Here is a 21,424-nt window from a genome sequence, read left to right as displayed (position 1 = left end):
CTCGGTGCGGCCGACGGTGCGGACGGCCGTACCGAGGTCTTTGCCCGCCACTGCCCAGACTCCCGCCACTGTCAGGAGCCGTATGCCCATCGACGCAGCCAAGGCCCTCGCCGCGCAGCCCCGGACCGGCGAGATCTCCTGGAACTCCAAGGACGTCCAGCTGTACCACCTCGGCATCGGCGCCGGCGCGAACCCCGACAAGGACAGCCCCGCCACCGACCCCGACGAACTGCGCTACACCCTGGAGTCCCGGCTGCACGTCCTGCCGAGCTTCGCCACCGTCGCGGGCTCCGGCTCGCCCGGCGTGATCAGCGGCCTGTCCATGCCCGGCATCGAGGTCGACCTCGCCCGGGTCCTGCACGGCGGCCAGAGCGTCGTGCTCCAGCGGCCCATCCCGGCGACCGGCACGGCCACCGCGACCCATCGCATCGCCGCCGTGTACGACAAGGGCAAGGCGGCCGTCCTCGTGCTGCGCACCGAAGTCGCCGACGCCGAGGGCCCGTTGTGGACGAACGACTCCCAGATCTTCATCCGCGGGGAAGGCGGCTTCGGCGGTGACCGCGGCCCCTCCGCCCGCCTCGACCCCCCTGCCGGCGAGCCCGCCCGGATCGTCGAACGGCCCATCCGCGAGGACCAGGCCCTGCTCTACCGCCTCTCCGGAGACTGGAACCCGCTGCACGCCGACCCGGAGTTCGCCAAGGTCGCCGGGTTCGAGCGGCCCATCCTGCACGGGCTGTGTACCTACGGGGTGACCCTCAAGGCGGTCGTCGACACGCTGCTCGGCGGCGATGTGACCCGGGTGCGCTCGTACGTCACCCGCTTCGCCGGGGTCGTGTACCCGGGGGAGACCCTGCGGATCCGTATGTGGGCGGGGGAGGGCAGCGTGCGGGTCGCCGTGAGTGCGATCGAGCGGGACGACGCGCCCGTCCTCGCCGACACCGTCGTCGAACACACATGAGTCCTACAACGCCGTACGAGGGGAGCCGCACCATGCGCGCAGCCGTACTGCACGAGATCGGCCAGGACAAGCTGGAGGTCCTCGACGACGTCGAGGCGGTGGGCTTCGGCCCCGGGAAGGTGAGGGTCCGGGTACGGGCCACCGGGCTGTGCCACTCGGACCTGTCCGCGATGAACGGCGTCCTGCCCCAGCCGGCGCCCTTCGTCCCCGGGCACGAGGGCGCCGGGGAGATCCTGGAGGTCGGGGAGGGCGTAAGGAACCTCAAGCCGGGCGACCGGGTCGTGCTGTGCTGGCTGCCCGCCTGCGGCGCGTGCCCCGCGTGCAAGCGCGGCCAGACCCAGCTGTGCCTGGCCGGGTTCATGAACGCCGGCGCCCCCAACTTCAAGCGCCCCGGCGGTGACCTCTTCGGCTTCGCCGGCACCGGCACCTTCACCGAGGAGGTGGTGGTCGACGCGGGCTGCGCCGTGCCGATCCCCGACGACGTGCCCTTCGACATCGCGGCCCTGATCGGCTGCGGCGTCACCACCGGACTCGGCGCCGCCCTCAACACCGCCGATCTGGAGGCCGGTTCGTCCGTCGCCGTCATCGGTTGCGGGGGCGTCGGCATCTCGGCGATCCAGGGCGCACGGCTCAAGGGCGCCGCCGAGATCGTCGCCGTCGACCCGGTCGCCTCCCGCCGCGAGGCCGCGCTGAAATTCGGCGCCACCAAGGCCGTCTCACCGGACGAACTGGCCGACGCCAAGCAGCACATCACCGCCGGCGAGGGCTTCGACTACGTCTTCGAGGTCGTCGGCAGGTCCGCCACCGCCCGCACGGCCTACGAGAACACCCGGCGCGGCGGCACCCTCGTCGTCGTGGGCGCGGGCGCCATGGACGACTTCCTCCAGCTCAACATGTTCGAGCTGTTCTTCGACGAGAAGCGCATCCTGCCGTCCATGTACGGCGGCGGCGACGTCCTGCGCTCCTACGAGCGGACGATCGCGCTCTGGCGCGCCGGCCGTATCGACCTGGAAAGCCTGATCACCCACCGGGTGCCGCTGGCCGAGATCAACGAGGCCCTGGACCAGATGCGCACGGGAGCCGCCCTGCGCACCTGCATAGAGATCTGAGGACCCCGCTTCTTTAGGAGCCTGATGTCACTGCCACTCGAAGGACTGTCGGCGATCGTCACGGGTGCGGGCCGGGGCCTGGGCCGGGCCGAGGCGCTGGAGCTGGCCCGGCTCGGCGCGGCCGTCGTCGTCAACGACTACGGGCAACCCGGCCGGGACGGCTCGGGCGAGGCCTCCGCCGGACCCGCAGGGGAGGTCGCCGCCGAGATCCGTGCGGCGGGCGGCACCGCGCTCGCGCACACGGGCGATGTCGCCGACCACCAACAGGCGCGAGGGCTGGTCGAGTTGGCCGTCGCCGAGTTCGGCAAGCTGGACATCCTCGTCAACAACGCCGGCATCCTGCGTGACCGTATGGTCTTCTCCATGACCGAGGACGAGTGGGACTCGGTGATCCGGGTCCATCTCAAGGGCCACTTCAACACCACCCACTTCGCCTCCGCGCACTGGCGCGAGCGGTCCAAGGCGGCCGGAGGGCCGGTGTACGGGCGGATCGTGAACACCTCCTCGGAGGCGTTCCTCGCCGGGTCCGCCGGGCAGCCCAACTACGCGGCCGCGAAAGGCGGAATCGTCGGCCTCACCACATCGACGGCCCTCGCCCTGGCCAAGTACGGCGTGACCGCCAACGCCATCTGCCCGCGCGCCCGCACCCGGATGACCGAGGACGTCTTCACCGACGTCCCCGACGGCGGCCTCGACCCCCTCGCCCCCGAACACGTCGCCCCCCTCGTCGGCTACCTCGCGTCACCGGCCGCCGCCCGCGTCAACGGGCAGCTGCTCGTCGTGCACGGCGGCATGGTCGCCGTCGTCGAACGGCCGCGAGTGCAGGCCAAGTTCGACAGCAAGCAGGACACCTTCACCTACGACGAGCTGGACACCGTACTCACGCAGCACTACGCGGACCGGCCGGCGGGCGAGACGTTCGCGGCCGCTGAGGTGCTCGGCCTGAAGCGGGACTAGACACAGCAACGGCCCTGTTCCTCCTTGAGGAACAGGGCCGTACGCCGTGGCCCGCGCGTGGCGTCAGGCTGCCGTCTCGGTTTCCTCGACCGGCTTGCGGTGCCGCCCGCGCGGGGCCGACTCGCTGTCGTGGACCGAGATCTGGCCCCGGTGCCTGCCGTGGCCGGAGGCCTTCTGAACGTCGTGAACGTCGGCCGGCCCCGGCTGGGTCGTGCTGGCGTTGCTCATCGGAAAACTCACCCCGTCAACATGATCTTTCTTACAGCCGGGCGAGTTTAACCGGACGACCACGGGACGAATCCAGACGGCCACGCCAACCGCCACTACTTCGTTACAAGACCGCCCAACGGGGCTTGCTGCAAGGGCACAGGGCGGGCCACGACGGGATCCGGAGGGTCCGTTTCCACCGGTGCGCAGGGCGCCGGATCCGCTTCCGAGGCCACCCCCTCCGCTGCGGAAGGCACCCCCACCCGAGCCACCCCGCACCGCACCTCCGCCGTGGCATACGGCAGTTGGAGCACCCCGTCCCGCGTCCACAGCCCGGCACCCGCCAACCACCCCTCGGGCGCCGCGAGATGACGTACCTCCCGCTCGGCGGGCCGCCACACCCCGACCCAGCTGCCGACCGGCCCGTCGATGCGCAGCGCCACCCCGCAGCTCTCCGGCGTCAGCACCTGCCCCGGCTGGATCGCGAACGGCGTCACCACGCACTCGGGCATCCGCACGCACTCCGGGAAGCGCACCGGCAGCGTGCTGCCCAGCACCCCCCAGCCCAGCCTTTCCCGCCCCGGCGAGGGCGCGTCCGAGCGGATCAGCAGCAGCCCGCTGTCCGGGTCCGCCAGCAGCACCCGGTCGTCGCTGTCGTCCGAGATCTGCAGCAACGGCGACACCTCGCCGCCCCGCCCCAGATCGACCACGACGGCCTTCGTACGGCCCCCGGACTCCGGGTCGAGACGGTCGAGGGCCAGCATCCGCCCCTCCCGGTCCAGCCACACCCCGCCCGAGCAGCGCCCCGGGATCCGCGCGACGTGCTCCGGCCCGAAGGCGCCCCCCGCCACCAGCCACACCGCGCTGGAGGACCGGCCCACCGCGAGGGCGTACGCCTTCTCGCCGCCCGGCGCCGGGGGCAGCATCCGCATCCGGGTCCCCTCTTCCGGGCACTGGACCGCGCCCAGCGACAGCTCGCCCGTGCCGGGCCCGGTCGGATACAGCAGCGAGAACACGTGCCGTCCGTCGGTCGGGCGGCGGATGAGGACCCGCCCGTCGCCCATCGGCTGCACCTCGGTGCCGGGCTCCTCCGGCTGGTGCGCGGGCAGCGGCACGGCGTAGGGCTCGGGCCCGTCCAGGGTCCAGCGCTCCGGGAACCAGCTCTCGCCGTCCAGCGCGAGGCGGGCGGCGTAGGAACCGTCCGCCGTGATGGAGCATTGCGCCCGAGGCACGTCGCCGTCCTCATGCTCCGCCTCGGGTTCGATGGCACAGGCCGTCATGGTCCGGTCACCTCCGGTCACGAAGCTAGTTTTCGCACGCACAGGCGTGGGATCGAGGGCGTTCCGCTTCACACAAAGGGGTGGCCCAGGAACGATTCGCCTGAGGAAACAGGGGTGGATGTGCTGAGCGGAGCCGGTCCTGACCGCGGGGAGCCGGCGGGGCGATCGGGCCGCTTCCGCGCCGGTACAGCCGTGGGGACCAGCCAGGTAGCCTTGCCCTCGTGCCCCGTCTGTCTGAAGTCATCGCCGCGCTGGAGAACCTGTGGCCCGCCGCGCGGGCCGAGTCCTGGGACGCGGTCGGCACCGTCGTGGGCGACCCCGACCAGGAGGTCTCCCGGGTCCTGTTCGCCGTCGACCCGGTCCAGGAGATCGTGGACGAGGCGGTCAAGCTGGACGCCGACCTGCTGGTCACCCACCACCCGCTCTACCTGCGCGGTACGACGACGGTCGCGGCCTCCACCTTCAAGGGCCGCGTGGTGCACACGCTGATCAAGAACGACATCGCCCTGCACGTCGCGCACACCAACGCCGACACCGCCGACCCGGGTGTCTCGGACGCCCTCGCCGGCGCGCTGGACCTGCGCGTCGTAGGACCGCTGGTGCCGGACCCGACGGACCCGTCTGGCCGCCGCGGGCTGGGCCGTGTCTGCGAGCTGGACCACCCGCTCACCGTGCGCGAGCTCGCTCTGAAGGCCGCCGAGCGCCTGCCCGCCACCGCGCAGGGCATCCGCGTCGCCGGCGACCCCGAGGCGGTCGTACGGACGATCGCCGTCAGCGGCGGCTCCGGCGACGGCCTCTTCGACGACGTACGCGCCGCAGGCGTCGACGCCTTCCTCACCGCGGACCTGCGCCACCACCCGGCGTCCGAGGCCCGCGCCCACAGTCCTCTCGCGCTGCTCGACGCAGCGCACTGGGCCACCGAGTGGCCCTGGTGCGAGCTGGCCGCCGCCCAGCTCGACGAGATCTCCGACCGCAACGGATGGGGCCTGCGCGTCCACGTCTCCGACACGGTCACCGACCCCTGGACCGCCCACGCGGCATCCGCCATCACCGATACATCTGGAGCCCCCAACTGAACGCCGCGCCCGCCGACCAGATCCGACTCCTCGACGTCCAGGCCCTCGACGTCCGCCTCCAGCAGCTCACGCACAAGCGGAGGTCGCTGCCCGAGCACGCCGAGATCGAGTCGCTGACCAAGGACCACACCCAGCTGCGCGACCTGCTCGTGGCCGCGCAGACCGAGGAGAGCGACTGCGCCCGCGAGCAGACCAAGGCCGAGCAGGACGTGGACCAGGTGCGCCAGCGCGCCGTCCGCGACCAGCAGCGCCTGGACTCCGGCGCCGTCACCTCCCCGAAGGACCTGGAGAACCTCCAGCACGAGATCGCCTCCCTCGCCAAGCGGCAGGGCGCCCTGGAGGACGTCGTCCTGGAGGTCATGGAGCGCCGCGAGTCCGCGCAGGAGCGGGTCGCCGAGCTGACCGAGCGGGTCGGTGCCGTGCAGGGGAAGGTCGATGACGCGACCGCCCGCCGGGACGCCGCGTTCGAGGAGATCGACGGCGAGGTGGCCACGGTCACCAAGGAGCGCGAGGTCATCGCCGGGTCGGTCCCCGCGGACCTGCTGGGGCTCTACGACAAGCTGCGCCAGCAGCAGGGCGGCATCGGCGCGGCCAAGCTCTACCAGCGCACCTGCCAGGGCTGCCGCCAGGAGCTCGCCATCACCGAGCTGAGCGAGGTCCGCGCGGCGGCGCCCGACACGGTCCTGCGCTGCGAGAACTGCCGCCGGATTCTGGTGCGTACGGCCGAGTCCGGCCTCTAGGAGGCTGCGCCGTGCGGGAGTTCATCGTCGAGGCCGACGGCGGGTCACGGGGCAACCCGGGGCCCGCGGGCTACGGCTCGGTCGTGATCGACGCGGCGACCGGGCAGACGCTGGCCGAGGCGGCCGAGTACATCGGCATCGCCACGAACAACGTCGCCGAGTACCGGGGCCTGATCGCGGGCCTGCGCGCGGCGTACGACCTCGACCCGACGGCCGTGGTCCACGTCCGTATGGACTCCAAGCTGGTCGTCGAGCAGATGTCGGGCCGCTGGAAGATCAAGCACCCGGACATGAAGCCGTTGGCGGCGGAGGCGGCGCGGGTCTTCCCGGCGCCCCAGGTGACGTACGAGTGGATCCCCCGCGAGCAGAACAAGCACGCGGACCGGCTGGCCAACGAGGCGATGGATGCCGGGAAGCGGGGGGAGCAGTGGCAGGCGTCGGCTTCCACGGCGGAGCTGGAGGCGGCTGACGCGCGTGCGGCCGCCGAGGCGGTTCCCTCGGTACCCGCTGCCGCCGCCAAGGCCGAAGCTCCCACCAGGGCCGAAGCTCCCACCAAGGCCGACGCCGATGTCAGGGCCGCGCGTACCGTGGCCGCTCCCTCGACCGGCTGGGGTCCCGCCGACATGGGGGCGCCCGCCACCTTCGTGCTGCTCCGGCACGGCGAGACGCCCCTCACGCCCCAGAAGCGGTTCTCCGGCAGCGGCGGCACCGACCCGTCCCTGTCCGACGTCGGCCGGGACCAGGCCGAGCGCGTCGGAGCCGCCCTCGCCCGGCGCGGCACCATCCAGGACATCGTCGCGTCACCGCTCGCCCGTACCCGGGAGACCGCCGGCATCGTCGCCGCCCGCCTCGGCCTGGACGTGACCGTCGAGGAGGGCCTGCGCGAGACCGACTTCGGCGCCTGGGAGGGCCTCACCTTCGGCGAGGTCCGCGAGCGCTACGCCGATGACCTCACCGCCTGGCTCGCCGACCCCGAGGCCCGTCCCACCGGCGACGGCGAGAGCTTCGGGGCCACGGCCACCCGTATCGCCGCCACCCGCGACAAGCTGATCGCGGCGTACGCGGGCCGCACGGTTCTCCTCGTCACGCACGTCACGCCGATCAAGACGTTCGTCCGGCTCGCCCTGGGCGCCCCGCCCGAGTCCCTGTTCCGCATGGAACTCTCGGCAGCCTCCCTCTCCGCGGTGGCGTACTACGCCGACGGCAACGCGAGCGTGCGGCTCCTCAACGAGACCTCACACCTGCGCGCGTGAGCGTCCGAGGCCGGCCGCCTCCCGCGCCAGCGCCTCGACCCGCCCCCAGTCCCGCGCCGCGATCGCGTCCGCCGGGAGCATCCAACTGCCGCCCACGCAGCCGACGTTGGGCAGGGCGAGATAGTCGGGCGCGATCGCCGGACCGATCCCGCCCGTCGGCCAGAACCGGGCCTGCGGCAGCGGTCCGTTCAGCGACTTGAGATAGGCGGTGCCGCCCGCCGCCTCGGCCGGGAAGAACTTCATCTCCCGCACCCCGCGCTCCAGCAGCGCCACCACCTCGGACGTGGTCGACACCCCCGGCAGATACGGCACCCCGGACGCCCGCATGGCCTCCAGCAGCAGGTCCGTCCAGCCCGGGCTGACCAGGAAACGCGCCCCCGCCGTGACCGCCCGCGTCACCTGCTCGGGCGTGATCACCGTGCCCGCGCCGACCACCGCCTCCGGCACGGCGTCCGCGACGGCCCGGATCGCCTCCAGCGCGGCCGGCGTCCGCAGCGTCACCTCGATGGCGGGCAGCCCGCCCGCGACCAGGGCCCGCGCGAGCGGTACGGCGTCGGAGGGGTCGTCGACCACGACCACGGGGACGACGGGCGCGAGATCCAGGACTGAGGGAGTCATGGCGTCATCCTGCCCACGGTGTGCAGTGTGCGCAAAGGGCATTGCGCATACTGCAACGTCTGGGCCCAGGGCTAGTGGATCTCCGCCACCAGCACGTCCAGCGTCCACGCCTTCCCGGCCCTGGCCGGCGCCTCGACCTCCACCTCGTACCCGAGGTCCCGCAGCGCCTCCACCAGCTCCGCCGGACCCTTGGGCACGGCGCCCTCCGTCAGCAGGCTCCGTACGATCCGTCCCTTGGTCGCCTTGTTGAAGTGGCTGACGACCTTCCGCGTCGGCGCGTGCAGCACCCGTACCGACGCCGTCCGCCCGGCCACCTCGCCCTTCGGCTTCCAGGCCGCCGTGTACGCCGACGACCGCAGATCCAGCACCAGCCCGTCCCCGGCCGCCTCCGGCAGCACCTGAGCCATCGGCGCCCGCCAGTGCGTGCCGAGCGCCCCGAGGCCGGGCAGCTTCACGCCCATCGAGCAGCGGTAGGAGGGGATGCGGTCATTGACGCGCACGGCACCCCACAGCCCCGAGAAGACGAGCAGCGACCGGGTCGCCCGCTTCTTCGCGGCAGCGTCCAGCGAGGCCAGGTCCAGGGCGTCGTACAGCACCCCGGTGTAGATCTCCCCGGCCGGCCGTGCCCCCGCGGACGGCAGCCCGGCGTTCTTGGCGACCTCGCCCCGCAGCCCCTCGCTCAGCCCGAGCACGTCCCGCGCCTTGTCCTCGTCGGCCGCGCACAGCTCCACCAGCTCGTTCAGCACGGCCTCGCGGGCCTCGCCCAGCCCCGGCAGGGACAGCGACTCCAGCTTCAGCGGCGCACCACGACCGGACGCGGCCTTGCCTTCGGACGGCGGCAACAGGACAAGCACACGTACTCCTTCACTCGAACTCCGCCACAGCGTACGGCGTGCCACCCGGCGGCCCTCGCCCTACGCTCGACACATGCCCCGCCGCCACATCCGCGTGACCGGCGCCCCCGAGGCCCCCCTCCGGGCCGCCCTCACCGCGCTGCGCAACGAACTCGGCGTCCCAGGCGGCTTCCCGCCCGAGGTCCTGGCGGAGGCCGAGCGAGCAGCGAAGGCTCCCGCCCCTCCCTCCTACGACGCCACCGACATCCCCTTCCTCACCATCGACCCGCCCACCTCCACCGACCTCGACCAGGCGATGCACCTGTCCCGGCAGGGCACCGGCTACCGCGTCCGGTACGCCATCGCGGACGTCGCCGCCTTCGTCGTACCGTCGGGCGCGCTCGACCGGGAGGCACACCGCCGGGTGACCACGCTCTACTTCCCGGACACACGGGTCCCGCTGCACCCCGAGTCGCTGAGTGAGGGCGCGGCGAGCCTGCTGCCGGACCAGGACCGGCCCGCCGTGCTGTGGACGATCGACCTCGACGCGGACGGCCGTACGCTCGCCGTCGACGTCCGACGGGCCCTGGTCCGCAGCCGGGCCAAGCTGGACTACGCGGGCGTGCAGAAGGAGATCGACGGCGGGACCGCCGAGGAGCCGCTGGCGCTGCTGAAGGAGATCGGGGAGCTGCGCGAGCGGCTGGAGGTGGAGCGGGGCGGGATCTCGCTGAGCGTGCCCGAGCAGGAGATCGTCGAGCGCGATCACGCCTACGAGCTCGCCTACCGCGCACCGCTGCCCGCCGACGGCTGGAACTCCCAGATCTCCCTGCTGACCGGCATGGCGGCAGCCGACCTGATGCTGGCCCTCGGCACGGGCGTCCTGCGCACCCTCCCCGCCGCCCCCGACGGCGCGGTCGGCAGGCTGCGCCACACCGCGCAGGCCCTGCACATCGACTGGCCGCACCACGTGTCGTACGCCGAACTCGTCCGCTCCCTCGACCCGCACCGCCCGCACCACGCGGCCTTCCTCCAGGAGTGCACGACGCTGCTGCGCGGCGCCGGCTACACGGTCTTCACAGGCGGTGCCCTCCCGGCCATCACCACCCACTCCGCGGTGGCCGCCCCCTACGCCCACTGCACGGCCCCGCTGCGCCGCCTGGCCGACCGGTACACCGCCGAGATCTGCCTCGCGGCCGCGGCAGGCACGCCGGTGCCCGACTGGGTGACGGCCGCCCTGGACACCCTGCCCGCCCAGATGGCCGACGGCGCCCGGCGCGCGGGCACGGTCGAGCGGGAGTGCCTGGACATCGTGGAGGCGGCGCTGCTGAAGGACCGGGTGGGGGAGGTCTTCGACGGCTGCGTGGTGGAGGTGGAGGAACGCCGACCCGCCGTCGGGACCGTGCAGTTGGTGTCCCCGGCGGTCATCGGCCGGATCGAGAACCCGGACGGGGACCCCCTGCCGCTGGGGGAGCGGATCCGGGTCAGGCTGACCCAGTCGGATCCGGGAGCGGCGAAGGTGCGCTTCGAGCCCGTGCGATCGCCTTGACGAGGCTGTCGGCGTCGTCGGCGTGGAAGCGCACGAGACGGATGTCCTGACGGCGGCCGAGGAAGGTGAAGTGGGCGACGGGCTCGGTGAGTTCGAGCGTCACGGTGGTCTGCGAGCCGATGGCGAGGTTCAGTTCGCCCTCGGTCCGCTCATGGGTGGTGCGCAGCTCGCGCCGTGCTCGGGCGATCTTCTCCAGCGGTATGCGCAGATCGACGTGCGCGGCACGCCGGACGCGCAGGTGGCCGGCATCGAGGACGTGCGGGCGTACGACGGAGGCGGCGTGCATCCCGATGATGAGCACGAGGGTGTACAGGTCCACCGTGAACCACACCCGTTGGACGGTCGGGTGGTTCCGCAGCAGTACGGACATCATGATCGACTCGATCACGATCACGAACCCGAAGCCCAGCATCATCGGGCCCTGCCCGCGCGAGTACGCGAAGCCGGTGCCCGAGCCGACTCCGTTGCGCCGCCCGGCCACCCACAGCCCGATCCCGGCGAGGAGCCGCAGCTCGTGCCGGACGAGGACGAGCGCGGTGCGCATCACGGTCCGTCTCCTTCCATGAGGATGTGCAGGGTACGGCGGATCGCCTCCGCCTGGGCCGGCGCGAAGTCGGCGTAGAAGGCGCGCAGGAAGCTGTTGTCGGGGTCGACGTCCACCGGGTCCGGGAACAGGTCGCGGGGCAGGCAGTCGGCGAGGGCGCGGGCCGCCTCGTCCACGCGCGGGTCGGTGGGCTCCGCGTCGGCGAGCTCGTCCAGAAAGGCGTAGGCGGCCAGGGCCCGGTCCTTGCCGCCCGGCCGGGTGAACGCGTCCCCCAGCGCGCCCATGAGCTGTTCCCTTCCCTCGGGATCCGCCGTGGTCTCGATCAGCGCGAGCATCTCGCGGTCCTTGGCGGCCATGGGGGAGTCGGAGACATGCGCCATGTCCTGGAAGAGCGCCGCGAGCTGGGGCGACACGGGCCCCTCGGCGGTCACCGCGCCCTCCGTCTCCAGCAGCGCCCGCAGCCGCGCCCGCCGCTCCCGGATGGCGTCCTCCTGCCGGGCGAGATCCTCGTCGAGCTCGGTGAGCACCTCGACAAGATCCTTCCCGGCGTCCTCGGCGAGCACGTCCCGCACCTCCGCGAGCCCGAGCCCCAGCTCCGTCAGCCGCCGGATCCGCGCCAGCACGACGGCATGCCGCAGCGTGTACTCCCGATAACCGTTCGGCCGCCGCTCCGGCTCGGGCAGCAGCCCCTGATGGTGGTAGTGCCGCACCGTGCGGGTGGTGACCCCGACGGCGGCGGCGAGTTCTCCGATCCGCATGGGACCAGTAGAGACGTTGACGTTGCGGCAAGGTCAAGCCGACGCCTCCGGTGGACTCCCGTACTGGTGATCCGCCGCTGTTCTGTGCCGGTCAGCCACTGAGGGGGAGTTCCATGGACGCCATGTCACAGGATCCGATCACGCAGAGGCTGCTGCTGGACTGGTTTGCCGACCTGGAGACCCCGGAGGGACTCCGGGCGGAGCTCATCGAGGGGGAACTCGTCGTGACCCCGGTGCCCGACGGCCACCACGAGCACTGCATCAGCAGGATCGTGGGCCAGATGTACCGACGGACCGCGACCGACACGCAGTTCTCGGGAAACAAGGGCCTGAAGCTCAAGAGCGCGGACAGCTACCCACAGGACCACGTGATCCCGGACGGCACATTCGCCCCCAAGGAGCTCCGCCTCTTCCGGGGAGCCGATCCCTGGATGTCGTGTGAGGGAGTCGCCATGGTGCTTGAGGTGACGTCCCCGAAGCCGCGAACCGACGTTGAGATCAAGCGCCGCTGCTACGCCCGTGCCGGCATCCCCCTCTACCTGCTCGTCGACCGTGAGGCCTCGTGGATCACGTTGTTCAGCGCCCCGGAGCTCGGTGACTACCAGGAGCTGCGCGCCGTAGCCTTCGGCCGGCCGATCGCCCTCCCGGAGCCTTTCGGCTTCGCACTCGAGACGAAGGACTTTCTCTGAGCTCCCAGGTGTTGCCCCCTCAGGCAAGGACGCAAGGTGGTGTGCGTGAGGGAACAGGCACTGTGGACCAGGGCGAGGCTCGGCCGGGACGGCCCGCCGCTCGATCTGCTCACCGCCCGCTTCGACCGGCACGTCTACGCCCCCCACGCCCATGACGAGTTCACGATCGGTGTGTGCGTCGGGGGCAGCGAGATCATCGACTACCGGGGCGGCCGCATCCGCCCGACCCCCGGCTCCATCGTCGTACTGGCACCGGGCGAGATGCACACAGGCGGCCCGGCCGAGACCGGCGGCTATGCATACCGAGCCTTGTACGCCGACACCTCCCTGCTGACCGACGGCACCCTCGGCACCGCCGCCCCGCACTTCCGCGAGCCCCTCCTCGACGACCCCGACCTGGCCACGGCCCTGCGCCTCACGCACGCCGAACTGGCTGCCTGCCCGGACCCGTTGGAGGCCGAGTCCCGTATCCCCTGGCTCCTCACGGCCCTCGCCCGCCGCCACTCCACGAGCCGGGCGGCGAGCGACACGGTCGCGGGGGCCGATCACATAGCGAGGGCGGTCCGCGACCGCCTGGCCGACGAGCTCACGGCACCGCCCTCCCTCGCGTCCCTGGCCACTGACCTGGGCCTTTCCCGTTACCAGCTGCTGCGCGCCTTCCGTACGACGATGGGGGTGCCGCCGTACGCCTGGCTGGCCCAGTACCGGGTGAGCAGGGCGCGCGGCCTGCTGGAGGCCGGCCTGCGCCCGGCGGAGGTCGCGGGTCTGGTCGGCTTCGCGGACCAGGCGCACCTGACGCGCTGGTTCCGCCGGGTCCTGGGCGTCACCCCGGCGGCGTACCGCAACAGCGTTCAAGACACCGGGGTGTGAGGCGGCCGAAACTTCCCGCATGACTGCACGTGGCTGGTTTCTGTTCGCCCTGATGAGCGTGGTCTGGGGCATCCCGTATCTGATGATCAAGGTGGCGGTGGACGCGGTGTCCCCGTCGATGGTGGTGTTCGCGCGCTGCGCCCTGGGCGCCGCCCTCCTGCTCCCGTTCGCCATCCGCCAGGGAGGCCTGCCGGGTACGGTACGACGGCACTGGCGACCGATGCTGGCCTTCGCATGCATAGAGATCATCGGTCCGTGGTGGACCCTGACGGACGCGGAACGCCACCTGTCCAGCTCGACGGCGGGCCTGCTCATCGCGGGCGTACCGATAGTCGGCGTCGCCCTTGCCCGCTTCTTCGGCAACGCCGAGCACCTGGGCGCCCGGCGCCTGACCGGCCTCACCCTGGGCCTGGCAGGCGTGGCGACCCTCACCGTCCCCCACCTGACGGGCGGCGACGCCCGGTCGCTGGCGGAGGTGCTGCTGACGGTGCTGGGCTACGCCACCGCCCCCCTGATCGCGGCGAGGCACCTCAAGGACGTCCCGTCCCTCCACCTCACCGCGGCCTGCCTGACGCTCGCGGCCCTGGTCTACGCCCCCGCGGCGGCGCTGACCCGGCCCGCCGCGATGCCGTCGGCCGAGGCACTGACAGCCCTCGCCGCTCTGGGCGCGATCTGCACGGCGGTCGCCTTCGTAGCCTTCCTGGAGCTGATCAAGGAGGTGGGCCCGACGCGGGCGACGGTCTTCACGTACGTCAATCCGGCGGTCGCGGTCGCGGCGGGCGCCGTCTTCCTGGACGAGCCCCTCACGGCGGGCATCGCGGTGGCCTTCGCCCTGATCCTCGCGGGGTCGGTGCTGGCGACGGGCGGCGGGCCGGCGAAGGCGGCGGGCGGGGAGACGGGTGGCGGGCCGAGGAAGGGCGCTCGCCCGGTACCATGGTCGACACGGCAGACGAGCCGGGCGGACGGCCGCGTGGAGTCCCCTTAGGGGGCTTCCCGAGGAACGTCCGGGCTCCACAGGGCAGGGTGATGGCTAACGGCCACCCGGGGTGACCCGCGGGACAGTGCCACAGAAAGCAAACCGCCCAGCGCTTCGGCGCTGGGTAAGGGTGAAACGGTGGTGTAAGAGACCACCAGTGCCCAGGGCGACCTGGGCAGCTAGGTAAACCCCACCCGGAGCAAGGTCAAGAGGAGCCGCTTGGAGACAGGCGGCTCTGCGCGGACGTTCGAGGGCTGCCCGCCCGAGTCCGCGGGTAGACCGCACGAGGCCGACGGCAACGTCGGCCCTAGATGGATGGCCGTCGCCTCCGGGTCCGCGAGGACCTGGGGGAACAGAACCCGGCGTACAGCCCGACTCGTCTGCCATTTTGGCTCTGCCCGAGGAGGTACCCGGCGCAGTGCCTTGGGTTTAGGCCATGCTCCTGTTTGTGTTTCGAACACGCCGAGTTTCGGTCTCATCTGCTCGCGTCGGGCATGGCAATCCATACGGAGCAGGGCGCTCGACCCTGAGCGATGCGTAAGTGTCGTCCCCGCTGGCTTGTCTCGCTGCCGTCGAGAGAGCGCTGCGCTAGAGGTGAGCACCCCAGCTTTCAGGGCGGTAAACAACGGATCATCGGTCACCATAGAGAGAGGACCGTGCGTTCGGCACCACGCGTGTCGATGGGGGAGAAGGAGTGCTTGTGCTGCGCGAGGACGTTGCGGGTCGGTTCCGCCTCGGGGGAATGATCGGCCGGGGCAACATGGGTGAGGTCCACAGCGCCGAGGATCTTCAGGCGCCCGAGGGTGCCGCGGATCGAAAGGTCGCGGTCAAGACCATCCTGCGCCGCCGGTCCGGCGACAGTATCGACACTCGTACGGACACCAAGGCGGTCGATCGTTTCGACCGCGAGGTGCGGATCATGCGCAAGCTCACCGATCACCCCAATCTGCCTCGCATCATCGACGGCGGAGTCGACGAGAGCAACGACGGACTGCCCTACTTGGCCATGGAACTGCTCGACGGTCACTCCCTGTCCGACCTCATCGCAGAACAGCCGCAACTGCCCGTCGACTGGGTGGCGGCCATCGGAGCCCAGATCTCGGCAGGACTCGCAGCAGCACACAAGGTCGGCGTCATCCACCGGGACCTGAAGCCGGGCAACGTGATGCTGACCCGGGGCGGGGTGGTCAAGGTTCTGGACTTCGGCATGGGGCGGCTCATCGACGATCCTGGCACGGGCAACCTCACCAGCACCGGCGTCACAGTCGGAACGGCGCGCTACATGGCACCCGAACAGTTCGAGGCCAGCAGGGTCACGCCGGCCGCTGATCTGTACGCGCTGGGCTGCGGCCTGTACGAGATGCTGACCGGGCATCCGCCCTTCGTCGAGCAGAGCGCCTTCGAGCTCGCCACCAAGCACGTCAACGACGATCCGCCGCCTCTGCGGCTGATCCGCAAGGACATTCCCGAAAGCCTCGCCCGGCTCGTCGAACGGCTGCTTGCCAAGAGCCCGGCAGACCGGCCTGCCGACGCCATCGCGGTCCGTGACGCCCTGCGGCCGTTCGCGGTCCGGGACTCCCGGGAGACTCGCATCCCTGGCTGGGACGAGTTCGATCCCGTACGTCACCTGGCGGCCGTGCAGGCCGAGCAGCGCACAGCGAGGGCCGGGGAGGAGGAGCCTGAGGAGAGCGCTCGTCCCTCCGGCTCCGGCATGGACGTCTTCGGAGTGCACCGCAAACTGATCGAGGAATACCGTGAGTTCACCGAGGGCAGCACGGTCATCCGTGACGAACGGATCAACGCGTTCGTCCAGGACGACCTCAACGCGAAGTCCCAGTGGCCACACCCCTGGCTCTCGCTGAACCCGTTCTTCGCGTCCGCGGGCACCGTGACGGAGCTGGCCGCCAAGGGGGTGCTCCACGACGAATGCGCGAAGATCTTCCAAGCTGGCAAGACTCCCGGTGGCACCAGCTGCGACGGCCGCCCGCTCACCTTCCACCGGCACCAGCGTGAGGCGATCGACGCCGCGGCCTCCCGCGGGTCGTATGTCCTGACCACGGGGACCGGCTCTGGTAAGTCCCTCTCGTACATCGTCCCGATCGTCGACCGGGTGCTGAAGGCGCGCGAGGAGGAAGGCCCGAAGGCCCGCAAGAGAGTCCGAGCGATCATCGTCTACCCGATGAACGCCCTGGCCAACAGCCAGCTCAAGGAACTGGAGAAGTTTCTCCGTGACGGGTACGGGGACGGCCGGGAGCCGGTCACCTTCGCCCGTTACACCGGTCAGGAGGACGACACCCGGCGCAAGGAGATCCGCGACCAGCGCCCCGACATCCTCCTCACCAACTACGTGATGCTGGAGCTGATGCTCACCCGGCCCGACGACCGTCGCTCCCTCATCAAGATGGCGGAGGGGCTGGAGTTCCTGGTCTTCGACGAACTGCACACCTACCGGGGCCGCCAGGGAGCGGATGTCGCCCTGCTCATCCGCCGGGTCCGGGAAGCCTGCAGGGCAGAGAACCTTCAGTGCATCGGAACCTCGGCCACCATGTCCACGGAGGGCACGACCGAGGACCAGAAGGAGGTGGTTGCCGATGTCGCCTCCAAACTGTTCGGTACGACGGTGCGCCCCGAGCAGGTCATCGGTGAGACGCTTGTGCGCGCCACCGGCGAGCCCCCTCGGACCGTGCCCGTCGAGCGGCTGACGGCGGCCACTGCCCCACGTGCCTACAACGAACTGGTGAAGGACCCACTCGCCCGCTGGATCGAGGCGTACTTCGGTCTGGTCGAGGAGGAGGCCGACGACGAGGGAACGCGTCACCTCGTGCGGCAGAAGCCGGCCCGGATCGAGACGGCAGCGGCCCGACTCGCTGCGGAAAGCGGACTGTCCGAGGAACAGTGCGCTTCCGCGATCCGCGCCACCCTGGAGGCCGGCTCACAGGCCGAACACCCTGTCACAGGGCGTCCGTTGTTCGCCTTCCGCCTCCATCAGTTCCTCTCCAAGGGCGACACCGTCTACGTCACCCTGGAGAGCAAGTCCGACCGCCACCTCACCCGCGACTACCAGCGCGAGCAGCCCGGCTCCGGTGGCAAGGTCCTCATGCCGCTGGCCTTCTGCCGTGAGTGCGGCCAGGAGTATCTGACGGTGTGGCGCTCGGAGAAGAACGGCGACTACTTCTACGAGCCGCGCCGCGACACCTCCGCCACCGGCGGCCGGGCGGGCGACGGCTACCTGTACATCGACCCCGAGAACCCCTGGCCGTCCTCTCCCGAACAGGCCATCGCCGAGGGGCGGTTGCCGGAGTCCTGGCTGGAGGCCGACGACAAGGGCCAGGAAGTCGTCAAGAAGACCTACCGCGACCGGTTGCCGAGAGCCGTCACCGTCGACCCCTACGGCACCGAGGGACAGGGCGAGTTGAAGGCGGCGTACATTCCCTCGCCTTTCCTCTTCTGCCCGCACTGCAGAGTCAGTTACGAGCAGACGCGCGGCCGGGACTTCGCGAAGCTGGCCACGCTCGACCAGGAGGGCCGGTCCTCGGCGACCTCGCTGATCTCCGCCTCCATCGTGCGATCCCTGAAGGCGGTGCCCGAGGAGGCTCTGGACAAGGAAGCACGCAAGCTCCTCACGTTCGTCGACAACCGCCAGGACGCCTCACTCCAGGCGGGTCACTTCAATGACTTCGCGCAGGTCACACAGTTGCGGGGTGCCCTTTACCAGGCCGCTTCGCAGGCCGGCGAGGAGGGCATCACACACGAGGAGCTCGCCTCGCGCGTCGCGGGCGCGCTCGGCCTCGACGCGGTTGACTACACCGGCAATGACGACCTCCCGCCCAACATGCTGCGCAACGCGGCCAAGACGCTGCGTGACGTCATCGCCTTCCGGCTCTACCTGGACCTGGAACGCGGCTGGCGGATCACCATGCCGAACCTGGAGCAGACCGGCCTCCTGGAGATCCGCTACGCGGACCTCGACTGGGTGGCAGGCCGCGATGAGCGCTGGGAACGTACTCATGCCGCGCTGAAGAGCGCAGACACGGGCCTGCGCGCCGAGATCATGAAGGCGCTCCTCGACGAGATGCGCCGCGCCCTCGCCGTCGACGTCCAGTACTTCCGCGACGATTTCGACACGCTGCAGCGCGCCAGTGAGGAGCGGCTCGTCGACCCCTGGGTGCTCGGCAAGAGCGACGCCCCCAAGGTCGGCACCGCCTACCCGCAACCGTCGCGCCCCGGCATGGACCGCTCCGGTCTCTTCCTGTCCGCGCGCGGCAAGTTCGGCAAGTACCTGCGCCGCGTGGACCGCGCCAGATTCGGCGATCTCGACACCACGGACATCCAGTTGATCATCGAGGAGCTCCTGAAGGTCCTCGAAAAGGCCGGGCTGGTCACCAAAGTCGAAACCACACCGCAGTACGCCGCCGCCCGCTACCGCCGCTCCACAGGGCCCTCCGTCACCGGCTACCGGGTCTCCGCGGCCTCCCTGGTCTGGCACGCGGGCACGGGCGAGACCGGCGCCCACGACCCGCTGACCCGTACCTACGCGAGCGGCGACGGCCCCCGCGTCAACGAGTTCTTCCGCAACCTGTACCAGAACGCCGCTTCCGAACTCGCCGGTCTCCTCGCCCGCGAACACACCGCGCAGGTCGACCCGGCCGAGCGCGCACAGCGCGAAGAGGACTTCGGCAAGGCCAAGTTGAAGCTCCTGTACTGCTCGCCCACGATGGAGCTGGGAGTGGACATCCGCTCGCTCAACGCGGTGCTGATGCGCAACGTCCCGCCCACGCCCGCCAACTACGCCCAGCGCAGCGGCCGCGCGGGCCGTAGTGGTCAGCCCGCGCTTGTCACCACGTACTGCGCGACGGGCAACAGCCACGACCAGTACTACTTCCGCCGTTCGGAGCGGATGGTCGCGGGTGCCGTCGCCCCGCCGCGCCTGGACCTAGCCAACGAGGATCTCGTACGTTCCCACATCCAGGCCATCTGGCTGGCCGAGGCCGGACTGAAGCTGGGTCGTGCCGTTCCCGAGGTCGTCGACATCGGCTACGTGGAGGGGACGGGCCGCCCCGATCCCGCACTCGCGCTGCACGAACACATCGCCGCAGCCCTGCACGACACGGGCGCACAGGCCCGTACCGTCGCCGCCGCGCGGCAGGTCCTGGGTGAGCTGCTGCCTGAGTTCGCGAAGACCACCTGGTGGGACGAGTCCTGGATCGACGACAAGGTCCGTGCGGCCGGTGAGCGGTTCAACCGGGCCTTCGACCGCTGGCGCGACCTGTTCAGGGCGGCCCTCGGTGACCAGTACGTGCAGAACAAGCGTGTCCTCGACCACTCCCTCTCGGAGCGCGACCGCAGGATCGCGGTCAGCCGCCGCAAGGAAGCCGAGACACAGCTCAACCTCCTCAAGAACGAGACCCCGGACAGCAAGTCGGTCCTCTCCGACTTCAACCCCTACCGCTACCTCGCCTCCGAGGGCTTCCTGCCCGGCTACTCCTTCCCTCGCCTTCCGCTCGCCGCGTACATCCCGATCACGGGTCGCCGCTTCGGCGATGGTGACTACCTCCAGCGCCCGCGCTTCCTCGCCATCCGCGAGTTCGGCCCCGGCGCGCTCATCTACCACGAAGGCGCCCGCTACCAGGTCACCCGCATCCAGCTGCCCCCGGACGCGGACGCGACCGGTGACGTCACCACCAGCGAGGCGCGTCGCTGCGGAAGCTGCGGCTACCACCACGAGATGGGCGAGCGTGCCGACCGCTGCCAGATGTGCAAGCAGCCGCTGTCCCCTCCGACCTACGGCCTCCTCGCGCTGCACACGGTCTACACCCAGCGTCGCGAGCGCATCTCCTCCGACGAGGAGGAGCGGCGCAGGGCGGGATTCCGGCTGGTCACCTCCTACCGTTTCCAGGACCACGGCACCCGCCCCGGCCGCCAGGACGCCCTCCTCGGCGACAGGACCGGACAGCTCGCGACTCTCTCCTACGGTGATTCGGCGACCGTCCGCATCACCAACCTGGGCCGTCTGCGTGCCAAGCCGGATGAACCGGACGGCTTCTGGCTCGACCCGGGCGACGGCCGCTGGATGAACGAGCGCGACGCCTCGGACGCCTCGGGCGACTCCGGTGAGATGCCGGTGATCGACGCCGACGGCAACGAGAAGCGCCGCAAGAAGCGCGTCATCCCCTACGTCGAGGACCGCCGCAACATCCTCGTCACCACCCTCGACGAACCGCTCGACGAGCCCGTCGCGCTCACCCTCATGTACGCGCTGGAGCGCGGCATCGAGGCGGCATACGAGCTGGAGGACTCGGAACTCACCAGCGAACTGCTGCCCCCGGACGACGGACCACGCGACCGCCTCCTGTTCACCGAGGCCGCGGAGGGCGGCGCTGGCGTCCTGCGCCGCCTCCAGTCCGAGGGCAAGGCCCTGGCCAAGGCGGCCAGTCGTGCCCTGGAGATCTGCCACTTCGACGAGGACGGCAACGACCTCGCGCTCCCCGGAACGGCACGCCCCTGCGCTCGCGGCTGCTACGACTGCTTGCTCACCTACGGCAACCAGCTCAACCACGGCGCCATCGACCGCCATTCCGTACGTGACCTGCTGTTGCGCCTCGCCACCGCCGAAGCGGAGACCACCGGCCGCGGAGAGAGCCGCACGGAGCAGCTGGAACGCCTGGCCGAGCAGTCGGAGTCCACACTTGAGCGGGACTTCGTGCGCTGGCTCAAGGAGAACGGCCTGCGCCTGCCCGACGAGGCACAGACCTTTGTCACCGAGGCGCTCGCCCGCCCCGACTACGTCTACCGGCTGCCCGGCGTGAACGTCGCCGTCTTCGTCGACGGCCCCGTCCATGACCACGACGCGGTCGCCGATCGCGACGAGGATGCGGAAGAGCGCCTGTACGACCAGCGCTGGGACGTCATCCGCTTCCGTTACGACGACGACTGGGCCGAGGTCGCGGCCGAGCACTCCCGCTACTTTGGTACCGGCTCCGGGACCGGGCACTGACCCGTGGAACCGCTCG

Annotated in this window: 16 protein-coding genes, 1 other RNA gene and 1 pseudogene; 12 read left to right on the top strand and 6 right to left on the bottom strand. The window is 71.1% G+C overall.

The features are described from left to right. The first annotated feature begins 82 nt into the window (after positions 1–82). Genes OG254_RS14910 through OG254_RS14900 form a run of 3 tightly spaced genes read left to right on the top strand, consistent with a single transcriptional unit; the run spans position 83 to position 3,024 of the window. Positions 83–958, top strand: coding sequence for a MaoC/PaaZ C-terminal domain-containing protein (locus tag OG254_RS14910; protein ID WP_405581717.1), 876 nt, complete (start codon positions 83–85; stop codon positions 956–958). 32 nt (positions 959–990) lie between these two features. Then, positions 991–2,067 (top strand): Zn-dependent alcohol dehydrogenase, encoded by a 1,077-nt coding sequence (locus OG254_RS14905; RefSeq protein WP_405581714.1) that lies wholly within the window; start codon positions 991–993, stop codon positions 2,065–2,067. A gap of 24 nt (positions 2,068–2,091) precedes the next feature. After that, a complete protein-coding gene (locus OG254_RS14900; protein WP_405581711.1) occupies positions 2,092–3,024 on the top strand; it encodes a 3-oxoacyl-ACP reductase in 933 nt (310 codons plus the stop codon). Between the two features lie 63 nt (positions 3,025–3,087). On the opposite strand, the gene OG254_RS14895 is transcribed toward OG254_RS14900, so the two are convergent. Further along, complete coding sequence (locus tag OG254_RS14895) at positions 3,088–3,252, bottom strand: hypothetical protein (RefSeq protein ID WP_351187601.1); 165 nt, start codon at positions 3,250–3,252, stop codon at positions 3,088–3,090. Positions 3,253–3,347: 95 nt separating this feature from the next. After that, the gene (locus OG254_RS14890; protein ID WP_405581708.1) at positions 3,348–4,511 is read right to left on the bottom strand and encodes a hypothetical protein; all 1,164 of its coding nucleotides are present in this window, start codon (positions 4,509–4,511) and stop codon (positions 3,348–3,350) included. A 221-nt stretch (positions 4,512–4,732) separates the two neighbouring features. On the opposite strand from OG254_RS14890, the gene OG254_RS14885 reads away from it, so the two are divergent. Genes OG254_RS14885 through OG254_RS14875 form a run of 3 tightly spaced genes read left to right on the top strand, consistent with a single transcriptional unit; the run spans position 4,733 to position 7,580 of the window. Next, complete coding sequence (locus tag OG254_RS14885) at positions 4,733–5,587, top strand: Nif3-like dinuclear metal center hexameric protein (RefSeq protein WP_405581706.1); 855 nt, start codon at positions 4,733–4,735, stop codon at positions 5,585–5,587. Continuing rightward, the gene (locus OG254_RS14880; RefSeq protein WP_405594999.1) at positions 5,584–6,327 is read left to right on the top strand and encodes a zinc ribbon domain-containing protein; all 744 of its coding nucleotides are present in this window, start codon (positions 5,584–5,586) and stop codon (positions 6,325–6,327) included. The genes OG254_RS14885 and OG254_RS14880 overlap by 4 nt, the downstream gene beginning before the upstream one ends. 11 nt (positions 6,328–6,338) lie before the next feature. Then, positions 6,339–7,580: a bifunctional RNase H/acid phosphatase gene (locus tag OG254_RS14875; RefSeq protein ID WP_405581703.1), complete on the top strand. Its 1,242-nt coding sequence runs from the start codon at positions 6,339–6,341 to the stop codon at positions 7,578–7,580. On the opposite strand, the gene eda is transcribed toward OG254_RS14875, so the two are convergent. Both eda and yaaA read right to left on the bottom strand, forming a co-directional pair. Next, positions 7,563–8,198, bottom strand: coding sequence for a bifunctional 4-hydroxy-2-oxoglutarate aldolase/2-dehydro-3-deoxy-phosphogluconate aldolase (gene eda, locus OG254_RS14870; protein WP_405581700.1), 636 nt, complete (start codon positions 8,196–8,198; stop codon positions 7,563–7,565). The two genes, OG254_RS14875 and eda, sit on opposite strands and share 18 nt — an antisense overlap. A gap of 71 nt (positions 8,199–8,269) precedes the next feature. After that, entirely contained in the window at positions 8,270–9,052 is a 783-nt protein-coding gene (gene yaaA, locus OG254_RS14865; protein WP_405581697.1) for a peroxide stress protein YaaA, read from the bottom strand. 73 nt (positions 9,053–9,125) lie between these two features. On the opposite strand from yaaA, the gene OG254_RS14860 reads away from it, so the two are divergent. Continuing rightward, entirely contained in the window at positions 9,126–10,577 is a 1,452-nt protein-coding gene (locus OG254_RS14860) for an RNB domain-containing ribonuclease (protein ID WP_405581694.1), read from the top strand. Here the strand turns inward: OG254_RS14860 and OG254_RS14855 are convergent. Both OG254_RS14855 and OG254_RS14850 read right to left on the bottom strand, forming a co-directional pair. Beyond that, positions 10,513–11,121 (bottom strand): hypothetical protein, encoded by a 609-nt coding sequence (locus tag OG254_RS14855; protein WP_405581691.1) that lies wholly within the window; start codon positions 11,119–11,121, stop codon positions 10,513–10,515. The two genes, OG254_RS14860 and OG254_RS14855, sit on opposite strands and share 65 nt — an antisense overlap. Further along, positions 11,121–11,879 (bottom strand): MerR family transcriptional regulator, encoded by a 759-nt coding sequence (locus OG254_RS14850; protein WP_405581688.1) that lies wholly within the window; start codon positions 11,877–11,879, stop codon positions 11,121–11,123. Before OG254_RS14850 ends, OG254_RS14855 begins: the two co-directional genes overlap by 1 nt. Before the next feature lie 113 nt (positions 11,880–11,992). Here OG254_RS14850 and OG254_RS14845 point away from each other — a divergent pair, with 113 nt between their 5' ends. From OG254_RS14845 to OG254_RS14825, 5 genes and pseudogenes are all read left to right on the top strand, one after another. Next, positions 11,993–12,568: a Uma2 family endonuclease gene (locus OG254_RS14845; RefSeq protein ID WP_405581685.1), complete on the top strand. Its 576-nt coding sequence runs from the start codon at positions 11,993–11,995 to the stop codon at positions 12,566–12,568. 45 nt (positions 12,569–12,613) lie between these two features. Beyond that, positions 12,614–13,438: an AraC family ligand binding domain-containing protein gene (locus tag OG254_RS14840; protein ID WP_405581683.1), complete on the top strand. Its 825-nt coding sequence runs from the start codon at positions 12,614–12,616 to the stop codon at positions 13,436–13,438. A gap of 19 nt (positions 13,439–13,457) precedes the next feature. Beyond that, positions 13,458–14,237, top strand: a pseudogene (locus tag OG254_RS14835) (DMT family transporter); the annotation flags it as partial. Positions 14,238–14,388: 151 nt separating this feature from the next. Next, positions 14,389–14,797, top strand: an RNA gene (gene rnpB, locus OG254_RS14830) — RNase P RNA component class A. A gap of 359 nt (positions 14,798–15,156) precedes the next feature. After that, positions 15,157–21,408 (top strand): protein kinase domain-containing protein, encoded by a 6,252-nt coding sequence (locus OG254_RS14825; protein ID WP_405594997.1) that lies wholly within the window; start codon positions 15,157–15,159, stop codon positions 21,406–21,408. Positions 21,409–21,424 lie beyond the last annotated feature (16 nt).

This window comes from Streptomyces sp. NBC_01092, from assembly GCF_045039535.1.
In the GTDB taxonomy this organism is placed as follows: domain Bacteria; phylum Actinomycetota; class Actinomycetes; order Streptomycetales; family Streptomycetaceae; genus Streptomyces.
The sequence above is the reverse complement of the archived record's forward strand: the minus strand, read 5'-3'. Positions and strand labels throughout refer to the sequence as shown.

Excerpts from the sequence above, each read along its gene's own strand:
- OG254_RS14910 (WP_405581717.1), top strand. The coding sequence starts at position 83 with ATGCCCATCGACGCAGCCAAGGCCCTCGCCGCGCAGCCCCGGACCGGC.
- OG254_RS14905 (WP_405581714.1), top strand. The coding sequence starts at position 991 with ATGCGCGCAGCCGTACTGCACGAGATCGGCCAGGACAAGCTGGAGGTC.
- OG254_RS14900 (WP_405581711.1), top strand. The coding sequence starts at position 2,092 with ATGTCACTGCCACTCGAAGGACTGTCGGCGATCGTCACGGGTGCGGGC.
- OG254_RS14895 (WP_351187601.1), bottom strand. The coding sequence starts at position 3,252 with ATGAGCAACGCCAGCACGACCCAGCCGGGGCCGGCCGACGTTCACGAC.
- OG254_RS14890 (WP_405581708.1), bottom strand. The coding sequence starts at position 4,511 with ATGACGGCCTGTGCCATCGAACCCGAGGCGGAGCATGAGGACGGCGAC.
- eda (WP_405581700.1), bottom strand. The coding sequence starts at position 8,198 with ATGACTCCCTCAGTCCTGGATCTCGCGCCCGTCGTCCCCGTGGTCGTG.
- OG254_RS14860 (WP_405581694.1), top strand. The coding sequence starts at position 9,126 with ATGCCCCGCCGCCACATCCGCGTGACCGGCGCCCCCGAGGCCCCCCTC.
- OG254_RS14855 (WP_405581691.1), bottom strand. The coding sequence starts at position 11,121 with ATGCGCACCGCGCTCGTCCTCGTCCGGCACGAGCTGCGGCTCCTCGCC.
- OG254_RS14850 (WP_405581688.1), bottom strand. The coding sequence starts at position 11,879 with ATGCGGATCGGAGAACTCGCCGCCGCCGTCGGGGTCACCACCCGCACG.
- OG254_RS14845 (WP_405581685.1), top strand. The coding sequence starts at position 11,993 with ATGGACGCCATGTCACAGGATCCGATCACGCAGAGGCTGCTGCTGGAC.
- OG254_RS14825 (WP_405594997.1), top strand. The coding sequence starts at position 15,157 with ATGATCGGCCGGGGCAACATGGGTGAGGTCCACAGCGCCGAGGATCTT.